General features: G+C 70.9%; 24 protein-coding genes. 15 read left to right on the top strand and 9 right to left on the bottom strand.

From position 1 onward, the window contains the following. The first annotated feature begins 30 nt into the window (after positions 1–30). A complete protein-coding gene (locus tag AB0M47_RS11635) occupies positions 31–579 on the top strand; it encodes a TetR/AcrR family transcriptional regulator (RefSeq protein ID WP_363411908.1) in 549 nt (182 codons plus the stop codon). Positions 580–665: 86 nt separating this feature from the next. On the opposite strand, the gene add is transcribed toward AB0M47_RS11635, so the two are convergent. Continuing rightward, positions 666–1,625 (bottom strand): adenosine deaminase, encoded by a 960-nt coding sequence (add, locus tag AB0M47_RS11630; protein ID WP_363411906.1) that lies wholly within the window; start codon positions 1,623–1,625, stop codon positions 666–668. 8 nt (positions 1,626–1,633) lie between these two features. Further along, the gene (locus AB0M47_RS11625; RefSeq protein ID WP_363411904.1) at positions 1,634–2,203 is read right to left on the bottom strand and encodes a TetR/AcrR family transcriptional regulator; all 570 of its coding nucleotides are present in this window, start codon (positions 2,201–2,203) and stop codon (positions 1,634–1,636) included. A gap of 52 nt (positions 2,204–2,255) precedes the next feature. Between AB0M47_RS11625 and AB0M47_RS11620 the strand changes: the two genes are divergently transcribed. The 7 genes from AB0M47_RS11620 (at position 2,256) to AB0M47_RS11590 (ending at position 11,114) form a co-directional block, all read left to right on the top strand. After that, entirely contained in the window at positions 2,256–2,606 is a 351-nt protein-coding gene (locus AB0M47_RS11620; RefSeq protein WP_363411902.1) for a DoxX family protein, read from the top strand. Positions 2,607–2,672: 66 nt separating this feature from the next. Next, positions 2,673–3,908, top strand: coding sequence for a mechanosensitive ion channel domain-containing protein (locus AB0M47_RS11615; protein ID WP_363411900.1), 1,236 nt, complete (start codon positions 2,673–2,675; stop codon positions 3,906–3,908). 111 nt (positions 3,909–4,019) lie between these two features. Beyond that, on the top strand, positions 4,020–4,550 hold the full coding sequence (locus AB0M47_RS11610; protein WP_363411898.1) for a hypothetical protein: 531 nt from the start codon (positions 4,020–4,022) through the stop codon (positions 4,548–4,550). Further along, a complete protein-coding gene (locus tag AB0M47_RS11605) occupies positions 4,550–5,902 on the top strand; it encodes a hypothetical protein (protein ID WP_363411896.1) in 1,353 nt (450 codons plus the stop codon). The genes AB0M47_RS11610 and AB0M47_RS11605 overlap by 1 nt, the downstream gene beginning before the upstream one ends. Continuing rightward, on the top strand, positions 5,899–7,206 hold the full coding sequence (locus tag AB0M47_RS11600; RefSeq protein ID WP_363411894.1) for a VWA domain-containing protein: 1,308 nt from the start codon (positions 5,899–5,901) through the stop codon (positions 7,204–7,206). The genes AB0M47_RS11605 and AB0M47_RS11600 overlap by 4 nt, the downstream gene beginning before the upstream one ends. Before the next feature lie 12 nt (positions 7,207–7,218). Further along, a complete protein-coding gene (locus AB0M47_RS11595) occupies positions 7,219–8,334 on the top strand; it encodes an AAA family ATPase (protein ID WP_363411892.1) in 1,116 nt (371 codons plus the stop codon). Next, positions 8,331–11,114: a DUF5682 family protein gene (locus AB0M47_RS11590; protein ID WP_363411890.1), complete on the top strand. Its 2,784-nt coding sequence runs from the start codon at positions 8,331–8,333 to the stop codon at positions 11,112–11,114. The genes AB0M47_RS11595 and AB0M47_RS11590 overlap by 4 nt, the downstream gene beginning before the upstream one ends. Positions 11,115–11,128: 14 nt before the next feature. Here AB0M47_RS11590 and AB0M47_RS11585 read toward each other — a convergent pair whose 3' ends face one another. After that, positions 11,129–11,626: a universal stress protein gene (locus AB0M47_RS11585; RefSeq protein WP_253761859.1), complete on the bottom strand. Its 498-nt coding sequence runs from the start codon at positions 11,624–11,626 to the stop codon at positions 11,129–11,131. Between the two features lie 188 nt (positions 11,627–11,814). Here AB0M47_RS11585 and AB0M47_RS11580 point away from each other — a divergent pair, with 188 nt between their 5' ends. Together AB0M47_RS11580 and AB0M47_RS11575 are read left to right on the top strand one after the other, a co-directional pair. Further along, positions 11,815–13,593: a hypothetical protein gene (locus AB0M47_RS11580; RefSeq protein ID WP_363411888.1), complete on the top strand. Its 1,779-nt coding sequence runs from the start codon at positions 11,815–11,817 to the stop codon at positions 13,591–13,593. Positions 13,594–13,622: 29 nt separating this feature from the next. Then, a complete protein-coding gene (locus tag AB0M47_RS11575) occupies positions 13,623–14,105 on the top strand; it encodes a hypothetical protein (protein WP_363411887.1) in 483 nt (160 codons plus the stop codon). A gap of 4 nt (positions 14,106–14,109) precedes the next feature. Here the strand turns inward: AB0M47_RS11575 and AB0M47_RS11570 are convergent, their stop codons facing one another. Further along, a complete protein-coding gene (locus AB0M47_RS11570) occupies positions 14,110–14,793 on the bottom strand; it encodes a hypothetical protein (protein WP_363411885.1) in 684 nt (227 codons plus the stop codon). Positions 14,794–14,908: 115 nt separating this feature from the next. On the opposite strand from AB0M47_RS11570, the gene AB0M47_RS11565 reads away from it, so the two are divergent. After that, on the top strand, positions 14,909–15,496 hold the full coding sequence (locus AB0M47_RS11565; protein ID WP_363411883.1) for an isochorismatase family protein: 588 nt from the start codon (positions 14,909–14,911) through the stop codon (positions 15,494–15,496). Further along, entirely contained in the window at positions 15,493–16,398 is a 906-nt protein-coding gene (locus tag AB0M47_RS11560; protein WP_363411881.1) for a DJ-1/PfpI family protein, read from the top strand. The genes AB0M47_RS11565 and AB0M47_RS11560 overlap by 4 nt, the downstream gene beginning before the upstream one ends. 89 nt (positions 16,399–16,487) lie before the next feature. On the opposite strand, the gene AB0M47_RS11555 is transcribed toward AB0M47_RS11560, so the two are convergent. From AB0M47_RS11555 to AB0M47_RS11540, 4 genes are all read right to left on the bottom strand, one after another. Next, positions 16,488–17,774: an MFS transporter gene (locus tag AB0M47_RS11555; protein ID WP_363411879.1), complete on the bottom strand. Its 1,287-nt coding sequence runs from the start codon at positions 17,772–17,774 to the stop codon at positions 16,488–16,490. A gap of 22 nt (positions 17,775–17,796) precedes the next feature. Further along, positions 17,797–18,837 (bottom strand): LacI family DNA-binding transcriptional regulator, encoded by a 1,041-nt coding sequence (locus AB0M47_RS11550; RefSeq protein ID WP_363411877.1) that lies wholly within the window; start codon positions 18,835–18,837, stop codon positions 17,797–17,799. A gap of 84 nt (positions 18,838–18,921) precedes the next feature. Further along, the gene (locus AB0M47_RS11545; protein ID WP_363411875.1) at positions 18,922–19,359 is read right to left on the bottom strand and encodes a YdeI/OmpD-associated family protein; all 438 of its coding nucleotides are present in this window, start codon (positions 19,357–19,359) and stop codon (positions 18,922–18,924) included. 115 nt (positions 19,360–19,474) lie between these two features. After that, positions 19,475–19,867 (bottom strand): VOC family protein, encoded by a 393-nt coding sequence (locus tag AB0M47_RS11540; RefSeq protein ID WP_363411873.1) that lies wholly within the window; start codon positions 19,865–19,867, stop codon positions 19,475–19,477. 87 nt (positions 19,868–19,954) lie between these two features. On the opposite strand from AB0M47_RS11540, the gene AB0M47_RS11535 reads away from it, so the two are divergent. After that, entirely contained in the window at positions 19,955–20,803 is an 849-nt protein-coding gene (locus AB0M47_RS11535) for a sigma-70 family RNA polymerase sigma factor (protein ID WP_363411871.1), read from the top strand. Positions 20,804–20,830: 27 nt separating this feature from the next. On the opposite strand, the gene AB0M47_RS11530 is transcribed toward AB0M47_RS11535, so the two are convergent. Further along, positions 20,831–21,793 (bottom strand): TetR/AcrR family transcriptional regulator C-terminal domain-containing protein, encoded by a 963-nt coding sequence (locus AB0M47_RS11530; protein ID WP_363411869.1) that lies wholly within the window; start codon positions 21,791–21,793, stop codon positions 20,831–20,833. A gap of 223 nt (positions 21,794–22,016) precedes the next feature. On the opposite strand from AB0M47_RS11530, the gene AB0M47_RS11525 reads away from it, so the two are divergent. Further along, entirely contained in the window at positions 22,017–23,234 is a 1,218-nt protein-coding gene (locus tag AB0M47_RS11525; RefSeq protein WP_363411867.1) for an FAD-dependent monooxygenase, read from the top strand. 59 nt (positions 23,235–23,293) lie between these two features. Continuing rightward, positions 23,294–24,661 (top strand): exonuclease domain-containing protein, encoded by a 1,368-nt coding sequence (locus tag AB0M47_RS11520; protein WP_363411865.1) that lies wholly within the window; start codon positions 23,294–23,296, stop codon positions 24,659–24,661. Positions 24,662–24,759 lie beyond the last annotated feature (98 nt).

Genomic DNA, 24,759 nt, shown 5'->3' with positions numbered 1-24,759 from the left:
CGGAGGACCCTCCGGTTGCCAGGGGATCCGATGCGCGCAGACGCCCAGCGCAACCGCGACCGGCTGCTGACCGTGGCCGTCGACGCGTTCACCGGCCCCGACGGCGGCGATGTGACGCTCGACTCCATCGCCAAGCAGGCCGGCGTCGGCATCGGCACGCTCTACCGGCACTTTCCCACGCGAGAGGCGCTCGTCGAGGCGGCGTACCGCAATGAGCTGGAGAAACTCTGCGAATCCGCGCCCGAGCTGCTGACTGAGCGGACGCCCGCGGACGCCTTGCGGGACTGGATGGATCACTTCGTCGACTACATGACCACCAAACGGGGCATGGCCGACGCGCTCAAGGCGGTCATCGCGTCCGGTGGCAACCCGTACGAGCACAGCCGGGCGAAGTTGCTGGCGGCGCTGTCCACGCTGCTGACCGCCGGGGTGGCCGACGGCACGCTGCGATCCGACGTCGCCGTCGAAGACGTCTTCGCCGGACTCGGCGGGGTCACCATGATCGCCGGGGAGCCGGCCCAGCGGGAGCAGGCCGGACGCCTGCTCGACCTACTCCTGGACGGCCTCCACCCCCGCTGAGCCGTCCATGGTTTCCGTGCAGATCACGGTTACCCAGGCTTCCCCCGCCCAAGATCACATGCGTAACCGTGATCTGCAGCGAACTGCTATGACGACAGCCAGCTGTCGACGTCGGTGAGCAGCTGGGTGCGTACCGGGGTGGGGGCGGCGGAGGCGGCGATCGACTGCCGGGCGAGCAGCGCGAGCGTGGCGTCGTCGAGGCCGAGCCGGCGGGCGATGGCGTACTGGGTGCTCAGGTCCGCGCCGAACAGCAGCGGATCGTCGGTGCCCAGCGCCACCGGCACGCCCGCCTCGATCAGCCGGGCGATCGGCAGCGTCGCCAGGTCGCCCACCCCGAGCGGCGGGTACGACGTCGGGCACACCTCCAGCGTCACGCTCCGCTCGGCCAGCAGGGCCAGCGTGGCCGGGTCGGCGGCCGCCGTCAGCCCGTGGCCGATCCGGCTCGCGCCCAGCCGCTCGACGCACTCGCGTACGTGCCAGGCCGCCTCGTAGAACCCCGCGTGCGGCACCGCGAGGAGCCCGGCGTCGGCGGCGACCCGGAACGCCTCGGCGAAGTCCGCGACCCGCCCTCGGCGTTCGTCATTGGACAGTCCGAAGCCTACGACACCGTGCGACTGGTACCGCGCGGCCAGCCGGGCGATCCGGGCGGCGGTCTGCGGCGTCCCGGCCCAGCTCGACGCCAGCACGATCCCGGCCCGCCCGGCCGCGGCGGCCAGCGCGGTCTCCACGACCACCGCCTCGCCGCCCAGGCGCCGCGCGTACGAGCTGGGATCGATCTGGATCTCCACCCACCCCGCGCCGTCGCGCTCGCTGTCGGTGATCGTCTCGTGGATCACGCGCGAGACGTCCTCAGCGGTACGCACAGCGGAGCGGGCGATGTCGTACCGCTCCTGGAAGGCCTCCCACCCATGGGTCACGCCGTCCGGAAGCGGGGGCGGCAGGCGCAGCCCGGCCCGCGCGGCCAGCTCGGCGAGGGTGGCCGGGCGCATGGCGCCGGTCAGGTGCAGATGCAGATTCGCCTTGGGCAGTCGCCGCAGGTCGCGCATGACCGACCCTAAACCGGCAGGCGGTCGCGCAGCCGGGCCTCCGCCGCGACGAGCCGATCGCCGTCGATGGCCAGCCCGGGGTCCAGCAGCGCCTGGAGGAGCAGCCCGTCGAACAAGGCCAGCGCCACTCCGCCGGCGTCCTCGCCGAGTGCGTCCGTGCCCAGGCCGAGCACCCGCGCCACGTCGGCCCGGGAGCGGCGGAACCCCTCGGTCAGCAGCCCGCGGACGCGGTCGTCGTGCTGGGACCGGGCCAGCGCACCGACGAACATCCTGGCCAGCCCCTCGTGTCGCCGTCGGGTCGTCGCGATCGCCTCGGCCGTGCGCCGGAACCGGATCGCCGGATCGTGCCCGGCCAGGTCGCCCAGTGCCGCCGCGATCTCGGCCAGCCAGCGGTCGAGCCCTTCGACGACGGCTGCGGTCATCAGGGCGTCCTTGGACCCGAAGTGATAGGTGATCGAGGCCAGGTTGGCCCCGGACTCGGCGGCGATCTCCCGCGCGGTGACCTTGTCCCAGGGCAGCCGTTCCAGGCAGCGCAGGACGCCGTCGATCAGCTCGCCTCGATTGCTGTGCTGTGGCACGGGCACACTCTATCCGTTGCGTGAATTTGTACAAGCGTATAGATTGGAGGGCGTGTTCGCAGCAACCATCGCCGTCACCGCAGCTCTCGCGGCTCTGCTGGCGTACGCGGCGATCCGAAAACTCAGTCACGAGCCGTCCGTCGTCGCGAGCTACGCCCGGGTGGGCGTACCGGAGCGACGGCTCAACCTGCTCGCGGCGATCCTGATCGCCGGGGCCGCCGGTGCGCTGGCCGGACTGATCTGGGCGCCGCTCGGGATCGCCGCCGGAGTCGGCCTGATCCTCTACTTCGGGCTGGCGGTCGGGGCGCACGTGCGCTTCCATGATCTCGCCCACATCGGCCCGCCGATCGTCCTGCTCCTGCTGGCCGTGGCCGCCTTGGTGCTACGACTTCTGACCGCCTGAGGGTTTAAGGACGGCCGCGCCGGAATATATGGGATCTTCAAAGGTGCCGGTGAAGGGAGTGACGCGGTGCCGTTGTCGATCGCGGCCCTCAGCGCGGCCGTGGCCGCGCTCGTCGTCGTGGAGATCATCCATCGGGCGATCCGCCGGGCCGGGCGCCGCTCGCCGATCATGGCCGAACTGGCCGACCACGCTCATCGGGCGTTCCAGGTCTTCGCGGTGATCTTCGCCGTCCGAGCCGTCGTCCTCGTCTCCCGCCAGAGTTTCGAGCTCAAACACGGGGTGCTGCACGCGATGGGCATCGCCCTGATCGTCTCCGCCGCCTGGCTGGTCGCGATGGTCCTGCTGGCGCTGGAGGACGCCGCCGAGGCGCGATACCGCATCGACGTGCCCGACAACCGGGCGGCCCGCCGCATCCGCACGCAGATCGTGGTGGTCCGCCGGGTCACCATCGCCGCGATCGTGCTGCTGGCCGTCGGCGTGGTGCTGATGACCTTCCCCGCGGTACGCACCATCGGGGCCAGCCTGCTCGCCTCGGCCGGCATCATCGGCATCATCGCCGCCCTGGCGGCGCAGAGCGTACTGGGCAACGTGATCGCCGGGCTGCAACTGGCCTTCAGCGAGGCCATCCGGATCGACGACGTGATCGTGGTCGAGAACGAGTGGGCGCGCGTCGAGGAGATCACGCTGAGCCATGTCGTGCTGCAGATCTGGGACGACCGCCGGCTCGTGATGCCCACGTCGTACTTCACCACCAAGCCGTTCCAGAACTGGACGCGTACGCGGTCGGAGATCCTCGGCTCGGTCGAGTTCGACGTCGACTGGGCCGTGCACGTGCAGCCGATCCGCGACGAGTTGCGGCGGCTGCTGGAGACCAGCGACCTGTGGGACGGGCGGGTGTGCGTCCTGCAGGTCACCGACGCCATCGAGGGCCGGGTGCGGCTGCGGGCCCTGTGCAGCGCCCGCGACGCCCCGTCGTTGTGGGACCTGCGCTGCCTCGTCCGGGAGCACCTGGTCTCCTGGGTACGCGACCAGCAGCCGTCGGCCTTCGCGCGTACCAGGACGGAGGCGGCCTGGATCGACGCGCGGCGGGAGTGGGCCTGGGTGGCCGCCACCCCGGCGATCGTGCCGACCGTGCCGCCGGAGCCCGCGCCGGAGGAGGACGCGCGGGTCTTCAGCGGCAGCCCGGACGGGGAGGCGCGCGGGCAGGCGTTCGGCGGCCCGGAGGCGCCGCTGCACGACATCGTGTTGCGCGAGCAGGCGGCGCTGGACGAGGTGGACGACGATCCGCCAGAGAGCCACTAAACCCGGGGGAGGGATTGTCGGTGGCGTGCTGTAGAACTGTCGCGTTCACGGATCATCCGTTCCGCGGGCGTCCACAGTGGCGCGCGCGTTTCGCCTGGGGAGGTCGATGGCGTGCAGCCACCTGTGTCGCCGATACCGGACTGGGAAGCCCGTAGCACCGCAGTGGTGGTGCCGCCGGCCCGGCCGCGAAAACTCGCGAAGGTGCCCTTCGTGGAGCTGGCCGAGGGTCGATTGCAAGGGGTCGTCTCGTCGGGATCGGACATCGAGCGGGTCTACGTCTCGCAATACACCGCGGGCGACCACACGTTCAGTTGCTCGACCAACAACAACCGGCCGTGCGGCGGCCTCTACGGTGATTACACCTGCAAGCACCTCGACTCGCTGATGGACGAGGCCGTCGTGCAGTTCGGTTCCGAGCAGGTCGCCCGCTACCTGCGCCTCGACGCCGACGGCGCGGACCTGCGCGGTCGTGACCTGATCGGGCTGACCCATTGGAAGCTGGAGCGCTCGCCGGCCGCCGGGGTGTTCGCCCGGTTCCTGCGGCACCTGTCCTATCTGGAGCTTCCGGGGGCGGTCGAGCCGCTGCCGGAGCTGCACTGGTTCCCGGCGACCCGGTTGCCGTCGGCGAAGGCGGGGCGCTGATGTTGGTGGAATGGCTGGCGCAGACGCCTGCGGGCGTCGCGGAGACCATGGAGACGGTGACCGCCTTCGACGAGGCGCTCACGCACGGCTTCGGCCGGTTGACCGAGTCGCGGCAGGCGGCGCTGACCGGGTTGGCCGGCGCGTTCGGCGCGACCCCGCTCGGTGAGCGGCTGGCCGACGCGGCGGCGAAGGTCGTGGCCGGTTCGCCCGGCGACGAGTATCTCGCGGCGTTGGCGGGTGGCCGGCTGGCGCTGCTCGGAGCGGTGCACGACGCGCTGCATACCGGGCTCGACAGCGCCATCGGCCGGCAGCGGGAGCCGTGGCAGGCGCCGCCGGCGGCGGACTCGGTCGCGGAGAACCTGCTCAGCGGCGTACGCACCTGGCTGGTCGAGCTGGCGGTGGCGGGCTGGCGAGGAGTCACCGAAGACCTCGTCGGCACGGCCGACCCGCTGATCGAAGCACTGCTGGCCGAACCGCGTACGCGTCGCCTCGCCGTGCTGCTCGACGGTTTCGCCGCCGAACTGCGCGCGTCGAGCCCGATCCTGACGCTGCCGCAGTTGCCGGTGCGTCGCTGGGCCGACCTCTGGTCCCGGGCGATGCTGCTGGCTCAGCCGGGATTCCCGGCGTCGACGGCCGGGCAGCCGGTGACCGGGCGGTTCCTGCCGCTGGGCGTCGACCTGCACGAGCACCCGACCGCGGTGCAGGCGCAGGTGCACGGTCTGCTGGAGGCCGGTGGCGCGCTGAAGCTGGTGCGGATCTCGGTCAGCGCCGCGAAGGTCGACACGATCAGCGGCGCGGCCGTGTGGCGGCTGCTGCGTGGTTATCCGCAGTTGCTGGCCGCGCTCGCCGAGCGGCGCAGTCTCGACCTGACCGGCATGACGCTGCTCGGTTCGGGCGACCTGCTGTGGGACGAGGCGTGCGCGGCGGCGGGTGCGCCGGCCGATCCGCTCGCGACCGCGCGGGTGCAGCTCGTGCAGGCGGTGGCCGCCGCGGTGCCGCCGCTGGACCGGCATCCCGTCCGCCCGGCCGAGCCGGTGTTCCTCGAGGCGCACCAGCTGGCCGCGGACGGTCCGCTGACCGTCGACATCGATCGGATCAGCTCGGCCGGTCCGATCACGGCCGAGATGGCGGCCGGGGCGTCGGCGATGATCGGCCTGCTGCGCTGGGACGCCGGGCGGTGGCTGGTGCAGCCGCTGGCGGTAGAGGCGACGGTGAAGAAGAAGCCCGTCACGGCGTACAGCGGCGACTGGGCGATGGGACCGTCCGACCCCAAGGAGGCCAAGGCGGAGGCCGCGGCTGGGGACGCGGTGGGCGTACTGCGCGAGCGCGCGGGAAGGCTGCTGCGTAAATGACCGAATTGGATGCTCGCCGCCAAGTGCTCTACTGGCGGCTGCTCGCCCGCATCTTCGACGGCGGCGAGGAACAGCCCGCGCTGGAGTCGGCGAGCATGGCGACGGTGCAGGCGGCGGGGTTGCCCGCGGCCCTGCTCGACCCGTCGGTCGCCGTCGACACCGTGGTGCAGCGGTTCCCGGAGCTGGCCGCCGAGTTCGAGGGCCTCATGGTGCCCCCGGAGGACGAGGCGCCCACCGGCGAAGCCCAGGTACGCCGGGCCGCGCTGGTGTCGAAGGTGCTGCTCAACGTCTTCGCCACCGGGTCGGGCAACGTCTCCGCGACGCAGTTGGCCCAGTGGCAGTCCGACGCGGGCTGGTTCGAGAAGGCGATGGGCTGCGAGCCGGGGCAGCTGCGGTCGCGGCCGGGCGCCGCCGGCGAGCTGGCCGGGGTGCTCGCCGGGGTCGAAGGCGACCTGGTCAAGCGGATGCAGCTGCGGGAGGTGCTGGCCGATCCGAAGCTGGCCAAGCAGCTCACCCCGAGCATGTCGCTGATCGAGCAACTGCTGCGGGACAAGGACAACCTGTCCGGGGTGGCGCTGGCCAACGCCAAGGCGCTCATCCGGCGGTTCGTGGACGAGGTCGCCGAGGTTCTGCGTACGCAGGTGCAGCAGACCAGCACCGGGACGCTGGACCGGTCGGTGCCGCCGAAGCGGGTGTACCGCAACCTCGACCTCGAACGCACCATCTGGAAGAACCTGACCAACTGGAACCCGGAGGACGAGCGGCTCTACGTCGACAAGCTGTTCTACCGGCAGACCGCCAAGCGCACCACCCCGGCACGGCTGATCGTGGTGGTCGACCAGTCCGGGTCCATGGTCGACGCCATGGTCAACTGCACGATCCTGGCGTCGATCTTCGCCGGGCTGCCCAAGGTCGACGTGCACCTGATCGCGTACGACACGCGGGCGCTGGACCTGACCCCGTGGGTGCAGGACCCGTTCGAGGTGTTGCTGCGTACCAATCTCGGCGGTGGCACCGACGGCACGGTCGCTTTGGACCTGGCCCGGCCGAAGGTCGCCGACCCGCGTAACACCGTGCTCGTCTGGATCTCCGACTTCTACGAGTCGCAGGACCAGGCCGTCTTCAACGGTCTGCAGGCCGTGCACCGCTCGGGGGCCAAGCTGATTCCGGTCGGCTCGGTCAACAGCGGCGGCCAGGCCAGCGTCAACCCCTGGTTCCGGCAGAAGCTCAAGGATCAGGGCACCCCGGTGATCTCCGGGCACATCCGCAAACTCGTCACCGAGCTCAAGAACTTCCTCGCTTAGGAGAAAACGCTGATGACCGAAAACCTGCTGCGCGCTCCCGCCGAGGTGAAGTACGCCGAGGAACTGGACTACCTGGAGTCGATCGACACCGGTGCCAAGCCCTTCACCTGGCGGCTGAGCCCGCGGATGGTCCGGATGTTCGTGCTGGGCTCGGAACGGGCCGACGGCATCGACCGGGAGATCCCGCAGAAGTGGTTCGGCGACCGCAGTTTCGTCGAGCGCGCCATCGTGACGCTCGCGTCGGACCGGGGCCTGCTGCTGATCGGCGACCCGGGCACCGGCAAGAGCTGGCTGGCCGAGCTGCTGTCCGCGGCGATCTGCCGCAACTCGACGCTGGTCGTGCAGGGCACCGCCGGCACCACCGAGGACCACATCAAGTACTCGTGGAACGTCGCGATGGTGATCGCGCGGGGCCAGTCGCGGGACTCGCTGATCCCGTCGCCCATCATGACCGCCATGGAGCAGGGCGTGGTCGGCCGGTTCGAGGAGCTGACCCGGTCGACCAGCGACGTGCAGGACGCGCTGATCTCGATCCTGTCGGAGAAGTACGTGTCGATCCCCGAGCTGGACGACGACAACATCGTCTTCGCCAAGCCCGGCTTCTCGATCATCGCCACCGCCAACAGCCGGGACCGGGGCGTCAACGACTTGTCGTCGGCCCTCAAGCGGCGCTTCAACTTCGTGCGCATCCCGGTCGTGACGAACAAGAAGAGCGAGGCGGAGATCGTCCGCTTCCGCACCGTCGAGCTGCTCAAGCGGCACCAGATCGAGCTGGACGTGCCGCCGACGCTGCTGGACATCCTGCTGCAGAGCTTCGCCGACCTGCGTACCGCGGCGGCCTCGGCGACCAGCGACGACGAGAAGCTGGAGTCGGCGTTGTCGACCGCCGAGCAGATCGGTGTGCTGGAGGACGCCATCCTGCACAGCCAGTTCTTCGGCGACGCCCAGCTGAAGGCGCACACGCTGGCCGGTTCGCTGGTCGGGTCGCTGGCCCGGCGCAGCCCGGAGGATCTGGCCATCCTCAACAAGTACTGGCACGGCGTGGTGGAGCCGCGCAGCAAGGCCGACGGCGGCGAGTGGCCGGAGTTCCTCGCCGGCGGCCGTGAGGCGATCGCCACCCTGTCATGACCGCCTTCGATCCCCTGAGGGACCAGCTGCTGGAGGCGGCGGCGGAGTTCGCGGGCGGCCCGGGCGACCTCGACGGCATCCTGGCCGGCATCGTCACCGACGTCGACCGGGCGTTGCGGGAGCCGCTGGAGATCTTCCCGGTCTGCCATCACTCGCCGGCCTCGGCGCTGGCGATGGCCCGCCGGCTGCGGGAGAAGCGACCGCAGGTCGTCTACCTCGAACTCTGCGAGGATCTGCGGCCGCTGCTGGACGAGCTGCGCAACTGCAAGCTGCCGGTCGCGGTGCAGGCGTTCGCCTCCGAGGTGGACGGCTTCCCGCCGGACTGGTCGCCGCTGAGCGTGGTCGCGCCGATCACCGAGGCCTCGGCCGAATACCAGGCGATCGCGTACGCCCTGGACACGCCAGGGGTCGAACTGGTCTGTGTGGACCGGTCGACCGACCACGTGTTCCAGTGGTCGCCGCGGGCGGAGGAGACGGCGGCGCAGGACGGCGACGCCGACTCCGAGGACGACGCCGAGGGCAAGGATCTGCACGGCGACGCGGTCGGCGTGGAGATCGGCGACCTGCGGCCCCGGTTCGGCCAGCTGGAGGCGTACCTGCTGCACCACGGCAAGGTGCGGCACTGGTCGGAGTGGTGGGACCAGTACGTCGAGCAGCCGCTCGGTTCGACCGGCGCGGACTACGCCACGTACCGCCAGGTCATGGTCCTCATCGGCAGCCTGTTCCGGCGGCTGGCTCCGGGCGACCCGAGCCGGGTCACCGTGGACGAGGACCGCGAACGCTACATGTGGACGCGGATGCGCGAGCACCTCGCTTCGTCCGGAGTGGACCCGTCGCAGGCGATGTATGTGTGCGGCGCGTTCCACGCGGCCAGTCACGTGCCCGAGTTCGGGCTGACCGGTTCGGATTGGGAGATCAGCCCGCGGTCGGCCACCAAGTGGCTCTACGGGCTCATCCCGTCCAGTCACTCGGCGATCGAGGCCCAGTTCGGGCTCGCCTCGGGCTCGGTCTCGATCGCGGCCGCCACCTGGGCCAAGTCCCTCACGCGGACCGGCGTCAAGCCGTTCCAGCTCCAAGGCCAGACGGGTACGCGCAAACGGGCCGCCGCCAAGACGACGGCGGCACCGCCGGCGGCCGTCGCCGAGCCGGTGACGGACAAGCTCACGAAGTTCCTGGCCAGCCCGCCGCGGCTGGACGGCCTGGACGAGGCGGAGCTGCTGGGCTGGTCGGTGGAGATCGTGCGGCTGGCCCGCCGGCACGGCTACCTGGCCAGCACGGCCGACGCGATCGCGGTGTTCGAGACGTCGATCCTGCTGGCCGGGATGCGCAACCGGGCCCGGCCGACGCCCTACGACTTCGCCGACGCCGCGGTGACCTGCATCGAAAAGGAGGCCGTGCCGGGTCGCCGGGACGTCCGCCGGCTGTGCGAGATCATGCTCGGCGGCGACCGGATCGGGCAGGTCGGCTACGACGCGTTGCCGCCGTTGGCCCGCGACGTCTACGACCGGCTCGAACCGCTCAAGGTGAACGTGGAGGCGCGCACCATCCAGCGGGCGTTGCTGGACCTGAAGGCTCAGCCCGAACTGGTGCCGTGTTCGGATCTGCTGTGGGTGCTGCGGCGGCTGATGCCGCCCGACGTCGTCCGCCCGATCATGGGCGAGCGGACGCTGGGCCGTAAGTCCATTCAGGAGAGCTGGGACCTCGCGATCGGGCGCAGCCAGCGATATCTCATCGAGCTGGGCTACGAGGGGATCACCGTCGAGCAGGTGCTCGAGCAGCGGCTGCGGCGGGAGGTCTGGGCGCCGTCGGCGACGGCGGCCGGCGCCTTGACCGCGGTCGAGGACTCGCTGCTCTATCTGCGCAGCCGCCGGTTCACCGACGAACTCGGCGCGCGGGCGGTCGAACTGCTGGCCGCCGAGCGTACGGTCGACGAGGCTCCGGAGGTGTTGCAGCGCATCCGCCGGCTGCTCGCGTACTACCGGTCGGGGGATCGCGGCGGGCTGCCCGGCTGGTGCGAGGACTTCGTCAAGACCGGGTACGCCCACTACTGCACGCTGTTGCCGACGGCGTTCGTGGAGGACGAGACCGGCGTACGCCAGGTGGCGGCGATGCTGGGCTTCCTGTTCGGGATGGAGAACCTGGCCCTGTCGCTGGGGTGTGACCGGGCGCAGCTGGAGATCTCGGTCCAGCAGTCGCACCCGGAGGCCCCGGCGAAGGTGGCGCTGCTGTGGGCGGCGCACCATCAGCTGGGTCTGCTGCCGCTGGCGCGGTTGCGGGAGCGGGTCGACGAGCTGCTCGGCAACCCGATGGTGCTGCCCGCGATGCCGCAGTACGTCAGCGGGTTCCTCCAGGCGCTGGTGCCGGTGCCGGGGCTCACCTCGTTCGTCGTCGAGATCCTGTCGAAGGCCTTCGCGCAGCTGCCCGACCCGGTGCTGCTGCCGTGGCTGCCGCAGCTGATCAAGACGCTGAAGGAGCAGGCCCCGGAGCTGGTCCCGGTCCTCGTCCGGGAGGCGGGCCGGACCTTCCCGGGCAGTCTGCCGGAGTTGGACAGCTGGACGCCGCCGTGGTCGCCCGACGCGGTCGCCCCGGCGGGCGTGGTGGTCTCCGGCGGACCGGTCGCGCGGCTGCTGGCCGAGCATCCCGAGCCGACGGACGCGGTCGCCGCACTGCTGGGCGTCACCGGTTCGTGGGGTGTCCTGGACGCCGGTTCGCCGGTCGCCGACCTGCTCGGCGCGTACGGCGAGACGACGGAGGCGGTGGCCGAACTGCTCAGCGTCTGATCGAGCGGGCCGGACTACGGAACGACGGTCACCGGCCAGCGCCCAGCTCGGACGAGCCGGGCGGCGACCGACCCGATGAACCGATGTCCGGCCTGCTCGGACGCGCCGACCACGACCATGTCGGCGCGCAGCTCGACGGCGGCGTCCCGCAACTCGGCGAAGGCGTCGCCCCGGCGGACCATGAACGTCGTGGAGATGCCGAACTCGGCGGCCCGGTCCCGGATCTGCGTACGCAGTTCCTGGATCTGGTCGTCGAACAACTGCTCCTGCGCCGCGGCGGCGCTGGCGGCCATCGCCGTCCACACCGACGGGGTGGCGACGTAGACCACTACCAGGCGGGATCGCTGCCGACGGGCCAGGCCACCGGCGTACGCCCCGGCGCGCAGGCCGGTCGACGATCCGTCGACGCCGGCGACGATGACGCGGGGGCCGTCGGTGCCTCGTTCGAAGGGTCCTGGATGCCACGCCGGCCCGTACTCCTCGATCAGCCGCTCGGGCCACCCGTCGCTCACGCCCTCATTATGGTGAGACGATGCGCGCACCGCATCACCTCGGACGCCGCTGATGCTGGGCTGATGCCGCTCTGCTCGCCGACGCTCGGCGGTGAGATCGACCCGACAACGGAATAAGGACGGGCCGGTAAGAATCGGCGGCGCCCGCACATCTCTGGATGACCTACCGAGAAAGAAACGGAGTCATCATGAGACGAGTGCTGAGCGTCCTCGGCACGATCGCGCTGCTGATCGCCGGGCCGCTGCCGAGCCGGGCGACCGGCGAACCGGTGCAGGCCGCAGCCGACGCGACGGCTACGCGGCTGCCGACCGGGGACCGCGTGACGATGGTCGGCGGCGCGCCGGTCGTCGACCCGGGACCTGGGCGCGACAAGGTCCCGTTCGTGACGCGGGTCGCGGGCGGGCGCGTACGCGTGGCGGCGGCCGACGCGCTGGACTCCCCGGCGACGTTCACGCTGCCCGGTGCGAAAGCCGCTGCGTCGAAGCTGACGGCGACGGCGACGGCGACCTATCAGGTCACGTTCGTCCACATCGGATTCGATGGGCAGCCGGCGACGGACTACCAGACCGCGTTGCTGTCCGAGGACTTCTCCACCTACTACGACGTGACCTCCCGAGGGCCGGCGACGATCGAGGTCCCGGCCGGTGCGTACCTGCTCGACGGGATCGTCACCAACGGTGATCGGACCGCGTTGAAGGCGGCCGAGCTGGTGCAGCCGCGCTTGGAGGTCACCGGGGACACCACGGTGGTGCTCGACGCGCGTACGGCCAAGCCCAGTTCGCTGACCGTGCCCGACGCCACCGCCGGGCTGGTGATGGCCTCCGCGCACTACACCTTCACCAACGCCGCCGGGCTCATGACCGAGGGCGGATTGTTCACCGGCAGCTGGGACTCGCTGTACACCGCGCAGCTGGGCGACGACGTCGCCGGCTTCGCCTCGTCGATCAGCGGACAGTGGCGAACCAGCTCAGGCCACGACGTGTACGCGGTGCGCTACAACCAGGACGGCCACCTGATCTCCGGCTATCAGCGGGCGGTGCAGCCCGCCGAGCTGGCGACGGTCACCACCACCTTCGCCGGCGGCAACGACCCGGCGATGACGGCCGATTGGTACGCCGTCAGCCGGCTGCCCGGCCAGGAGACGCACGCGGCGGCGGTCGCGTACGCCGCACCCGTGCCGGGCACGATCGTGCGGCACTTCAACGGCGACGGACCGACGCAGTGGCGTACGCGGGTCTATGAGAGCTGGGGCGAATGCTTCGGCTGCACCGTCACGACGGGCGCGTGGACGGCGTACCGGGGCGGGTCGGCGAGCACGGAGACGTTCAACGGCGCGGTCGCCTCGCCGTCGCTGCCCGGCCCGGAGGTCACCTTGCATTCGGGAGTGATCCGGTCCGGCGACACGATCACGGTCGACCTGCCGATGTACGCCGACGGCGCGGGACATCCCGGCGACAGTGGGGAAAACGGCTCAACGGTGCTGTATCGCGACGGCGTCGAGGCCGGGCGGGAGGAGTGGGGCGGATACGGCTCGTTCACCGTCCCGGCGGTCGACTCGCGCTACCGCCTGGTCGCCCAAAGCACCCGGGGCATCCCGTACGCGTTGTCGTCGGACATCACGGCGACGTGGGAGTTCCGTTCGGCGTACGCCCCCAGCCGGGTCCTGCCCCTGTGGGCGATCCGGTTCGCCCCGCGCCTGGACGAGCAGAACACCGCCACGAGCCGGGATCTGCTGATGCCGGTGCAGGTGACGCCCGCGCCCGGCGCCCGGGTCGGCGCACTGCGTGAGGCGACCGTCGAAGTCTCCGTCGACGACGGGCTCAGCTGGATCCGCGTCCCGTACGCGGCCGGCCTGGCCCTGGTCCGGCACCCCGCCGGGCACGGCTACGTGTCCCTGCGCGGCTCGGTACGCGACAGCGACGGCAACACCGCCGCGCTGACGGTGATCCGGGCCTACCGGTACTGAGTGTCGGCGGGCGGGAGCAGAATGAGGCGGTGAGCCTCCGTGATCTTCCGCCCGCCGCCCGGTCGATGGCGGCCGCGGCGAACGCCGCGGTCGAGGCGGCCCGGGCCGCCGACGCCGACGAACTGCGGGCCGCGGCCGCCGACCTCGCCGCGTTCGACCCGTCGACTGCCGGTCCGCTGCTCGGCGACGTGCTGCGGATGCTGCTGGAGGAGTCGCATCCCGACGGGCTCGACGCGGACGACCTGCGCTCGGTGCTGGAGACCACGACGAAGTCCGCGCTCGCCTGGCTGCCCGAGGCCGACCCCGAAGTGCTTCTCGTGATCCTGGCCGGTGCGCTGGGCGTACATCCTGAGGAGGCGGATGGGATCGCGCGGCCGGGAGCGCGCGCCGTGGCCCTGCACGCCCCGGTGATGATCGCGGACCTGCTGGCCGGGACCCGACGCGGCCTGGACTTCTACCTGGAAGCCGCGTTCCGCGAGATGGCCCGGTCCCAGACGATGGAGGCGCCGTAGCGCGTCAGCCGGGCAACCGCCAGTACTGGTGCTTCTTCTCGTCGCGCACGATCACGCCGAGCCGCAGCAGTTCCTTGCGATAGGTGGCCTTGTCGTCGTCCGAACCCTTGCCGACCGCCTCGGCCCGCGCGGCGAGCAGCGCGTCCGCGCCGTCCGGCAGGCCGGTCATGCCCGGGGCCCACAGCCGGAACGCGTCCCGGAACGGATCGCCACCGTCGAGCCAGGGATAGCCGTGCCCGGTGAAGGCGGCCTTCAGCGGTTCGGGTTTGATGTCGGACGTTTCCCGGGCCAGCTCCTGCCCCTGCCCGCCGAGCAACACGAGGTCCTTGCCGTCGGTGAAGACGCTTTCGACCTCACCACGGGCGATCTCCACAGCGGATTCCCCGACCCGGGCCAGCGAGGCCGACGTGGGCGTGACCGTCACGGTGAGCCACTCGCCGACGGCCATGAACGCGAGCAGGATCCCGCCGGCGAGCCCGATCGCGATCGTGATCAGCGTCGCGGCGGGATCGCTGAAGCCGGCGATCGTCTTGAACACGCCCTGGAACGGGGCCCAGGGCAGCTCGGCGATCCAGCCCGCGGCCAGCCGGGCGAGCCAGCCGACGAGCGCGCCGGCCAGCGGGAGGCCGACGGCCCCCACGAGGCGGTCGGCCATCGGCGTGGCCACGACAGTGCGGGTCTCGACCATGCGGACCATGGTCTCATCACCGGGCAAATGCCGTCCCGGCCGGTGACCGGATCGGTCCGGTGCGCGGCATGATGGTGCCTGACGGCGCACGGCGTACGCGGGCAGGATCAGGAGCATGAAGAAGCGAGCACTCATCGTCATCGACGTTCAGGAGTCGTTCCGGCAGCGGCCGATCTGGGCGGCCTCCTCCAACCCGGAGATCGCCAAGCAGGTCTCCCGGTTGGCCGAAACGTTCCGGGCGAACGGCGAGCAGATCGTCTGGGTCCTGCACGAGGAGCCGGGCACCGGCACGGTCTTCGATCCCGCGCTCGGGTTCGTGCGGCTGCTCGACGGCCTCACCCCGGCCGACGGCGAGCCGATTCTGCGCAAGACCTCGCACAACGCGTTCACCACGACGAACCTGCAGCAGCGGCTGGTCGAGGCCGGGATCGGCGAGGTCGTGGTCTGCGGCATCCGCACCGAGCAGTGCGTCGAGACCACCGCGCGCGTCGCCTCCGACCTCGGGTACGCGGTGACCTTCGTGACCGACGCGACCGCCACCAACCCGATCGAGCACCGTGACGCCCCGGAGGGCCGGTCGATCGAGGAGATCCTGGCCGACCCTCGCACGCTCGGCGTCGAGGAGATCCTCACCCGCACCGAGTACGCGCTGAGCGGCCGGTTCGCCACGATCGCCACCGTCGAGGAGCTGACCGGACCATGAGCACCGTCGTCTTCCTGCTCGCCCCCGGAGTGCACCTGCTGGACCTGGCCGGACCGGCGCAGACGTTCTCGTCCGCGGCCGACTTCGGCGCGGGCTACCGGCTGGCGTACGTGGGCGAGCGGGAAGACGTCCTCGCCAATCAGGGTCTGCCCCTGCGTGGCGAGACGGAGTGGCCGGAGCTGACCGCCGACGACCTCGTGGTGGTGCCCGGCTGGAAGTCGGCATCGGCGCACAACCGGACCAAGTTCACCCCTTCGACCTTGGAGCGGCTGCGCGAACACCACCGTCGAGGTGGGACGGTCGCGTCGGTCTGCGCGGGCGCTTTCGCCCTCGGCGAGGCGGGCCTGCTCGACGGCCGCCGCTGCACGACCCACCACGACCTGCAGGACGAACTCGCCCACGTCTACCGCCGGGCCAGCGTCGTCCGCGACGTCCTCTACGTCGTGGACGGCCGAGTCGTCACCTCGGCCGGCATCGCCAGCGGCATCGACCTGGCGCTGCACCTGCTCGCCCAACGGCACGGCCCGGCCCTGGCCGCGCGGGTCGCCCGCGAGATGGTCGTGTACGCCCGCCGCAACGGCGACGAACGCCAGGAAAGCGCGATGCTGCGCCACCGAGCCCACGTCAACGACGCGGTGCACCGCGTTCAAGACGTCATCGACACCCGGTACGCCGACCGCCTGCCACTGGCTCACCTGGCCGCCTCCGGCGGAGTCAGCGAGCGTACGCTCACCCGCCTGTTCGATCGGGTGCTGGGCCTGACCCCGTTGCGCTATCAGCAACTGCTGCGGGTCGAACGTGCGGAGCACCTGATCGGGCACGGTGCGACGGTGGAGGCGGCGGCGCGGGCCGTCGGCTTCGAGGACGCTCGGATGCTGCGTCGGTTACGCTCCCGCGCTTGACGCAGCGCTGGCGCTGGCGCTGGCGCTGGCGCTGGGCGCTTTTGGCGCTGGATCAGGGTTCTGGGTCGAATCTTGGGCCATGATTCGGCTTAGATCCCTGATCTGGTTGCTTCCTGCGGGTGCGCCGGGTGCGCCGGTTGCGCCGAGTGCGCCGGGCGCGACGGGCGGTCCGGAGTGGGTTCGGCGCGGGCGAACAGGGCTAGGCCGACGACGGCCACCAGTCCGAGCACGGCCGGGACGAGGAACACCAGCGGCAGCCCGACCGCGTCCGCCCCGATTCCGCCGGCCACCCCGCCGAGGGCCATGGCGAGCGAGGTCGAGGTCAGGAAGATCGCCGAGGCGGTGGCGACCGCCGTCGGCAGCAGTCGCTGGGCCACGATGATGCCGAGGGCGGCGAAGACGCCCCATACCGCGCCCATGAGGATCTGCCCGGCGAACAGCCCGGCGGCGCTGCCGGTCAACGCGAAGCAGAGGTTGGCGGCCACCCCGAACGCCGCGCCCGCGACCATTAGCCACACCATGCCGGTCCGCCGGGCCACCAGCACCGCAAGTGGCATCAGGACGATCTCGACCAGCGGCTGGATGCCGATGATCGATCCACTCAGCGTGGCGGAGAAGTGCAGCTGGCCGGTCATGTAGATCGGCAGGTACGCGTACTTGATGGGTTCGCCGACGTAGACCAGCACGTAGAGCGCCGTGAACGCCAGCAGCGGCAGCATGGTGCGTACGCCGGGGGCGGGTTGCGTCGCGGGCCGGGCCGCGACGCCGGTGGTCCGGATTCGGCCCAGCGGCAGGATCTGGGCCAGTGTCGCGACCGCCGAGGCGGCGAGCATCGTGCGTACGGAGGTGTGGGCGGCCAGGAAGTATCCGGCGACCGGGCCGATCACCCAGCCGGCGGTCAGTGCCATCCGGACGATGGCGATCACCCCGTCGTTGGCGGGATTCGGATGAGCCACCTGTTCGTCGTGGACGGCGGCGAATACCTGCGACGTCGCCGCCCAGCCGAAGCCGAGCACCACCGCGCTGATGGCGTACGGCATCCAGAGCTGGGTGGAACAGGCGATGCCGAGCCAGCCCAGGAACCCGAGTACGGCGCAGACACGGAACAGCCCCAGTCGCCGACCGGTGCGGTCGGAGCGTACGCCGACGAGATAGCCGGCGATCGGAGCCGTCAGACTGGTCAGGTAGAACAGTCCGGCCGCGGCGAGCGAGCCGCCGAGGTCGTTGACGAGGAAGGACGCGATCTGCGGCGCGGCCGCCGACAGCCCGAGCGCGGACACGAAGAGAGCGACGGCGGCGCCGCGGTAGAGCGGGGAGGCGAGCGTCAGACGCAGCGCCGACGGGCGGGCCTCGACCCGCTCCTCCGAAAGCACCACAGGGGGCCTGCCTTTCGACAGCTCAGCAGTTCATCGGGCCGTTCGACGGTTCAGCCGGCGCGGAGCCGGCCGCGCGTCGGGTGCTGTCGCGGCGGACGAGCTTGACGGGGAAGCGCATCCGGAGGCCGCTCGGCGGCACGCCGTCGAGCAACAGGCGGGTGGCGGCCGCGGCCATCTCCTCGACGGGCAGCCCCATCGTGGTCAGCGGCGGGTTGGTGCAGCTGGCGACGATGCTGTCGTCGAACCCGATGACGCTCACGTCGTCGGGTACGCGTCGCCCGCTCGCGGTGATCGCCTGGATCGCCCCGGCGGCCATGAGGTCGCAGGCGACGAAGATGCCGTCGATGTCGGGGTGCCGATCGAGTAGCCGCTGGGTCGCCCGGTAGCCGCCGTGGCGGTTGAAGTCCTCGTCGGCGCTCAGCTCGGCGAGGCCGAACCGCTCGATCGCCTGCCGATGACCGGTACGCCGTTCAGTGGCGCAGGGATTGAGGATCGGGCCGTGCACGGCGGCGATCCTCCGGCAGCCCAGCCGGTGCAGCTCCTCGATCGCGGCGTACGCCCCGCCGACGTTGTCGGCCGCCATTCCCGGGACGACGGGGGAGGTGGGCACCATCGACACGACACGGCGGCACCGGCGATGGAACCGGGCCGCCAGGTCGGGCGGAACGTCGGCGAGCACCGCACCGAGCGTGGCGTTCGCGGCGATCTCGTCGATGGCGTCAGCGGCCTGCCCGCGGCCGATGGCGTGCAGCCGCAGCTGGGTGTTGACGCCGTCGAGCACGGGCACCATGCCGGCCAGGACCCGGCCGAAGTAGGGGTGATTGCCCAGCCAGCCGGCGTCGGGACAGCTGATCGCGACGACGTCGACGGCCCGCGTACGCCCGGAGGCCAGTGCCCGTGCGTGCTCGTCGGGCCGGTATCCCAGAGATGCGATCGCAGCCTCGACGCGCGCCCGCAACGGGGCCGCCACACCGGGCGCGTTGTTGATCACGCGGGATGCGGTCGCCCGGGACACTCCGGCCGCACGCCCCACGTCCTCGATCGTGGGCTTGAACTTGCTCATCGGGTCTGGCCTCTCTGCCATGCGGCTCGGGACGCCGCAGCCAGAACGCTAGACCCGAGAGCGCTCTCAGGAGAAGAGCCGGGTCTAGTCGCCGCGCAGCATCGCGATCGCCTTCTCGATCCGCCGCGCCCGGGTCTCCGGCTTCTTCGCGCTCTCGATCGCCAACACATGCTCCCGCTTATGGCTGTGCGCCAACCCCTCGTACGCCGCCCGAGCAGTCGGTTCGGCGTCGAGCGCACGGGCGAAGTCGTCGGGTTCGACGACGACCCGTGGTTCGGCGTCGAGTTCGAGCGTGACCTCGACCTCCTCGCCCACGGTGACGCCGGCGGCCTGCCGGTTGGCGTTGCTCAGGCCGAGCAGGTTGCGCCCGCGCATGATGGCGACCCGGCTCTTCCAGGTATGCCCGTTGACCGTGATGATCACCGGCGGGCGTTTGCCGCCGCCGAGGGCTTCCACCACCTCGGGCGGCACCTCCAGGCCATGCATGGGCTCTGGCGGCTCGACGTACGTCCGAAACTTCATGGCTCAATCCTTCCGGGTTCTCCCGCTGGATCAGGGTTCCCGGTCGAATCTTGACCCAAGATCCGCCCCAGATCCCTGATCCAGCGGGAAAAACGCAGCTAGCAGGCGGGGAGTGTCACTCGCCGTAGGTGGTGACCTTCCAGAGGTAGCCGTCCGGGTCGCTGAAGTAGCCGAAGTATCCGCCCCACTGGGCGGCGGCCGCCTCCTTCACCACGCTGCCGCCGGCGGCGACCGCGTTGGCGATCGTCTCGTCGACCTCGGCCCGGGTGGCCGGGTTGTAGTGGAACGAAGCGCCCCGGAAGCCGGTTCCCTCTGCGGAGACGCCGGCGTCCTGGGCCGCCGCGTCCCATTCGTAGAGCGCCAGCTGCGGCGAACCCTCGCCGAGGTTGAGCAGCGCGAAGTGCCGGGTGTCCTTCTCGATCTCGCAGCCGAGCCCCTCGGCGTAGAACTTCTTGGCCCGGTCCAGGTCGCGTACGCCGAGCATCAGGGCGCTCAGGTGCAGGTTCATGGGTTTCTCCTTGTAGTTTTCGGGATGTCACATCGGCTGGTTCTCGCCGGTCATTCGGTATGACAGGGGAGAGCGGAGGAACGTGACATGGCCGAGCAGGAGTGGCTCAACGAGCAGTTCGCCGAGCATCAGGACCGGCTGCGGGCGGTGGCGTACCGGATGCTGCGCTCGTCGAGCGACGCCGAGGACGCGGTGCAGGAAGCGTGGCTGCGGGTGAGCCGGGCCGACACCGATCAGGTGGAGAACCCGGCGGGCTGGCTGACCACCGTCGTCGCCCGGGTCTGCCTCAACATGCTGGAATCCCGCCGTACGCGACGTGAGGACCCGGCAGGAGCGCTGCCGCCGGAGCAGGAGGAGGCGGCGATCCCGACCGGGTCGGCAGGTCCCGAGGACGAGGCGCTGCTGGCGGACTCGGTCGGCGTAGCGCTACTGGTGGTGCTGGACACGCTGACGCCCGCCGAGCGGCTGGCGTTCGTCATGCATGACGTCTTCGACGTCTCGTTCGCCGAGATCGGCACCATCCTCGACCGGTCGCCAGTCGCGGCACGCCAGCTCGCCAGCCGGGCCCGGCGCCGAGTCCAGGGCGCGGCGGCCGCGTCCGACGCCGCCCGATCGCGTAAGCGTGAAGTCATCGCGGCGTTCCTGGCGGCCTCCCGCGCTGGGGACTTCGCCGCGCTCGTCGAGCTGCTCGATCCCGACGCGGTGGCCGGTGACGCTCAAGGGGCTCAAGCGGTGGCGGCGATGTTCTCCGGGCGGGCGCAAGCCGCCGTGCTCGCGCTGGTCGACGGCGTACCGGCGGCGGTGTGGGCGCATCGTGGCCGGGCCAAGGCGGTCCTGGCGTTCACCTTCGACGACGGCAAGATCACCGGCATCGACTTCGAGACCGATGAGGACCGGCTGCGCGACCTCGACATCGTCCTGCTCGGCGTCAGCTGACCGCTCGCCCTAGTAAACCAAGCCAGGTCAGGGCTTGCCGTGTTCGAGGAAGGCCGCCAGGCCGTCGAGCATCCGGCCGAGCCCGAACTCGAACAGCTTGTCCAAGTCGAAGTCGAACTCGACGGTCTTGGAGAACTCGAAGAACCGCTTCAGGTGCCCGGCGCTCACGAAGTCGTAGAAGGCCTGTTCCTGGGTCTGCATCCATTCGTCCTCGGTCAGCCCGGTCTCGCGCTGGGCCTCCTGCTCCGGTTCGAAGGCGGTGGCGATGCCGCGGACGAAGCTGAACATCGTGATGTGGACGAGCATCCGGGTCAGCATGTCGAGGTTCTCGTCGTCGAACGCGCCGAGGATCCACTCGGTGTGCTGGAGCGCGTTCGGGGCCAGTTGGGGCCGGGTCAGGGACAGGACCGGTGCCAGCCACGGGTGCCGGTGGAACAGCCGCCATTGGAGCCGCGCGGCGAACTCGAGCTGTGCGCGCCAGCCCGCCGGGCGTTCAGGGGGGAAGTTCTCCTCGCCCATGGCGAGGTCGATCATGTGGATGATCAGGTCGTCCTTGCTCGGCACGTACCGATAGAGCGACATCGTGGCCGCGCCGAGTTCGGCCGCGATGCGGCGCATCGAGACCTCGTTCATGCCCTCGGCGTCGGCGATCTCGACCGCCTTACGGATGATCTTGTCGCGGGTCAATTCGCCTTCGGCCCGCCGAGCCGGCGCCCGTGCAGCAGTGCCGTTCGAAGGCCCCTCGGTCGGGCGCGCATTGTTCGCCGCGGGCGCGTCTGGTTCGGCGACGATGGTGCCGATCCCGGGCACGACGGTGACGACGCCGTCCTGCTGGAGCACGGCGAGCACCTTGGTCGCGGTCGCCAGCGCCACACCCCATTCGCGGGTGATCGTGCGCGCGGACGGCACCCGGTGCCCCGGTTGCAGCTCACCGGTGCTGATGCGATGCCGGATCTGGTCGGCGATGCGCTGATAGGGCGGGACGCTCACGGCTCCTCCGTCACATGGTCGGACTGTACTAGTACACCACTGTCCGCGACCGGACTTTGCGCGGCCGCTTGTCGGGTCCCGGCAGCTCCGCGCGTACCAAGGTGTTCTAGTACAGCGGCGAACTGAAACAGCTGGTGTTCTAGGCACTTGCGCTGTTCTAGGGGGCGAACGTATGGTGTACGCATCACGATGTACAGCGTACACGAGACACCCTGGGGGAGTCATGAGTAAGACGGTCCTGATCTCCGGCGCCAGCATCGCCGGACCCGCCCTGGCCTTCTGGCTGAAGCGGTACGGCTTCACGCCGACGGTGGTCGAGATCGCGCCGGCGCTCCGGCCCGGCGGCCAGGCCGTCGACCTGCGCGGCGCCGGCAAAGAGGTCACCGAGCGGATGGGCATCATGCCCCGCGTCAAGGAACTGTGCGTCGACGAGCGCGGCGTCGCGGGCGTCAACGCCAAGGGACAGCGCACGTACGCGATGCCGGCCGACATGTTCGGCGGCGAGGGGATCGTGGCCGAGATCGAGATCATGCGCGGCGACCTGACGCAGGTGTTGGCCGAGGCGACGACCGACGTCGAGTACCTGTTCGGCGACCGCATCGCCGAGATGACCGAGCTGGCCGACGGCGTACAGGTCACCTTCGCCAGCGGAGCCGTCCGCCGGTTCGACATGGTCGTCGGCGCGGACGGCGTGCACTCGGGCGTACGCCGGCTGGTGTTCGGGCCGGAGGAGAAGTTCGTGACGCAGCTGGGCGCGTACACGGCGTATTTCACCGTGCCGGACCCGGGCGATCTGGACCACTGGTTCCTGATGTACAACGAGCCCGGCGGCCTGTGCGTGGGGATCCGGCCGGAGCGTGGCGGCACCGCGAAGGCGATGCTGACGTTCCTGTCGCCGCCGTTGCAGTTCGACCGGCGCGACATCCGGGCGCAGCAGGAGATCCTGCGGCGCAAGTTCGGCCGGGCCGCCTGGAAGGTCCCCGCGATCCTGGCCGCGATGCCCGCCGCCGACGACTTCTACTTCGACAACATGTGCCAGGTGCACGTGGACCAGTGGTGGCAGGGCCGCACGGCGCTGCTCGGCGACGCGGCGTACTGCGCCTCGCCGCTGGCCGGGCTGGGCACCAGTCTGTCGCTGGTCGGGGCGTACGTGCTGGCCGGTGAGCTGGCGGCGACGCCGGACGACCACGAGGCGGCGTTCGCCCGCTATCAGCAGGAGATGGCCGCCTACGTCAAGCAGGGCCAGGAACTGCCGCCGGGTGGGGCCAAGGGCATGGCGCCGGCGAACAACTTCATGATCTCCATGCGCGACCTGTCCATGCGCATGGCGCACCACTGGCCGATGAAGAACGTGATGGCCAAGATGATGTCCAAGGCGGACGCCATCACGCTCAAGGACTACAGCCGGTCCATGGCGGTACCGCCGTCCATGTCCAAGTAGCACCAGCCGCCGTCAAGAGGATACGACTCTGTCGTATCCTCTTGCGACAATCGAACGCGATGGACCTTTTCGCGTATGCCGAGCTGGGCGCCGACGGCCATGAGCTGCCTCGCGGCCCGTATGTCGTGATCGACCTGGAGACCACCGGGCTCTTCCCGGCGGAGGACCGGATCGTCGAGATCGCGATGGCCCGGGTGGAGGACGACCGGATCGTCGAGGAATGGGCGACCCTGATCGACCCGGGCCGCGATCCCGGACCGACCTTCCTGCACCACATCAGCCAGGACATGGTCACCGGCGCGCCCACCTTCCGCGACATCGCCGGGGAGATCCTCGCCCGGCTCGACGGCACGATCGTGGTGGCCCACAACGCCGCGTTCGAGGAGGGTTTCCTCGCCGCCGAGCTGGCCCGGCTGCCGATCGAGGTGCCGCCGATCCCGGCGTTCTGCACCCTGCGTATCGCCCGGGAAGTCCTGGCCTCGCCCAACTATCGGCTGGCCACCTGCTGCGAGGTGTGCGGCATCGACCTGCGCGACGCGCACACCGCGCTCGGCGACGTCCGGGCCACCGCCGAACTCCTGCCGCGGCTGGTGGCTGCGGCGCCCACGCTGCGTTACCCGGTGACGCCGACGGCGCTGCCCCGGCTGCGGCGACTGGCCGGTCCGCGTACGCGGGTCACCCGGCTGCGCAAGGGTCAGGACGGCTGGATCCGGTCCATCGTCACCAAGCTGCCGGTCTCGATGTCCGATCACGACCCGATCGGGGCGCAGCCGTACCTCGACTACCTCACCGAGGCGCTGGCCGACGGCCGGCTCACCGGCGACAAGGCCCGACGCCTCGGCCGCCTCGCCGGCCGGGCTGGGCTGGGCGCTGAACAGGTGCGGGAACTGCACCTTCGCTTCCTGGACGGACTCCGCGACGCGGCGCTCGGCAGCGGCGTACTGACCCAGCCGGAACAACTGCGGCTGACCACGATCGCGCGGCTGCTCGACGTGCCCGATTACTTCGCCGACCTCACTCCGGACCTCCCGGCGCAGCCGACCGGCACCGGACCCCGCGTGTGGTGCAGCCCGCACGTCCCCCGGCAGACGCGGGTACGCCTGGAGGACGCGGGCTACCAGCTCGCCACGAACCTCACCCGTTCGGTCGCCGCGGCCGTGCTCGCCGACACCGACGTACGCCTCCCGCAAGCCCGGCGCGCGGGGCAACTCGGCGCCCGGCTGGTCCCGCTGAACGATGTCGACACGTTCCTCGACGGCGGCGTGGAGGTCATCCACGAACGGGACCGACTGCCCGCCCCGACCGCGCCGCCCGGCTGGTATCCCGACCCCACCGGCCGGCACGTCTACCGGTTCTGGGACGGTTCGGCCTGGACCGATCGGGTCAGCCCCGGCGGCACGGCGATCTTCACCGACCCCCTCCGCTGACCCGCCCCCGCTCCCCGCCGCGACCACGCGGGCGGAGGTAGGCTGGTGGTGACGGGACGGGGGTTTCCGTTGGCCAAAAGATCCACGGCACCGACAGA

It is taken from the genome of Hamadaea sp. NPDC051192, assembly GCF_040682475.1.
Classification (GTDB): Bacteria; Actinomycetota; Actinomycetes; order Mycobacteriales; family Micromonosporaceae; genus Hamadaea; species Hamadaea flava.
This window is presented reverse-complemented; position numbering and strand designations above follow the sequence as displayed.

Excerpts from the sequence above, each read along its gene's own strand:
- AB0M47_RS11600 (WP_363411894.1), top strand. The coding sequence starts at position 5,899 with ATGACCGAATTGGATGCTCGCCGCCAAGTGCTCTACTGGCGGCTGCTC.
- AB0M47_RS11580 (WP_363411888.1), top strand. The coding sequence starts at position 11,815 with ATGAGACGAGTGCTGAGCGTCCTCGGCACGATCGCGCTGCTGATCGCC.
- AB0M47_RS11520 (WP_363411865.1), top strand. The coding sequence starts at position 23,294 with ATGGACCTTTTCGCGTATGCCGAGCTGGGCGCCGACGGCCATGAGCTG.
- AB0M47_RS11545 (WP_363411875.1), bottom strand. The coding sequence starts at position 19,359 with ATGAAGTTTCGGACGTACGTCGAGCCGCCAGAGCCCATGCATGGCCTG.
- AB0M47_RS11595 (WP_363411892.1), top strand. The coding sequence starts at position 7,219 with ATGACCGAAAACCTGCTGCGCGCTCCCGCCGAGGTGAAGTACGCCGAG.
- AB0M47_RS11550 (WP_363411877.1), bottom strand. The coding sequence starts at position 18,837 with ATGAGCAAGTTCAAGCCCACGATCGAGGACGTGGGGCGTGCGGCCGGA.
- AB0M47_RS11635 (WP_363411908.1), top strand. The coding sequence starts at position 31 with ATGCGCGCAGACGCCCAGCGCAACCGCGACCGGCTGCTGACCGTGGCC.
- AB0M47_RS11525 (WP_363411867.1), top strand. The coding sequence starts at position 22,017 with ATGAGTAAGACGGTCCTGATCTCCGGCGCCAGCATCGCCGGACCCGCC.
- AB0M47_RS11590 (WP_363411890.1), top strand. The coding sequence starts at position 8,331 with ATGACCGCCTTCGATCCCCTGAGGGACCAGCTGCTGGAGGCGGCGGCG.
- AB0M47_RS11540 (WP_363411873.1), bottom strand. The coding sequence starts at position 19,867 with ATGAACCTGCACCTGAGCGCCCTGATGCTCGGCGTACGCGACCTGGAC.
- AB0M47_RS11605 (WP_363411896.1), top strand. The coding sequence starts at position 4,550 with ATGTTGGTGGAATGGCTGGCGCAGACGCCTGCGGGCGTCGCGGAGACC.
- AB0M47_RS11565 (WP_363411883.1), top strand. The coding sequence starts at position 14,909 with ATGAAGAAGCGAGCACTCATCGTCATCGACGTTCAGGAGTCGTTCCGG.
- AB0M47_RS11570 (WP_363411885.1), bottom strand. The coding sequence starts at position 14,793 with ATGGTCGAGACCCGCACTGTCGTGGCCACGCCGATGGCCGACCGCCTC.
- AB0M47_RS11560 (WP_363411881.1), top strand. The coding sequence starts at position 15,493 with ATGAGCACCGTCGTCTTCCTGCTCGCCCCCGGAGTGCACCTGCTGGAC.
- AB0M47_RS11535 (WP_363411871.1), top strand. The coding sequence starts at position 19,955 with ATGGCCGAGCAGGAGTGGCTCAACGAGCAGTTCGCCGAGCATCAGGAC.
- add (WP_363411906.1), bottom strand. The coding sequence starts at position 1,625 with ATGCGCGACCTGCGGCGACTGCCCAAGGCGAATCTGCATCTGCACCTG.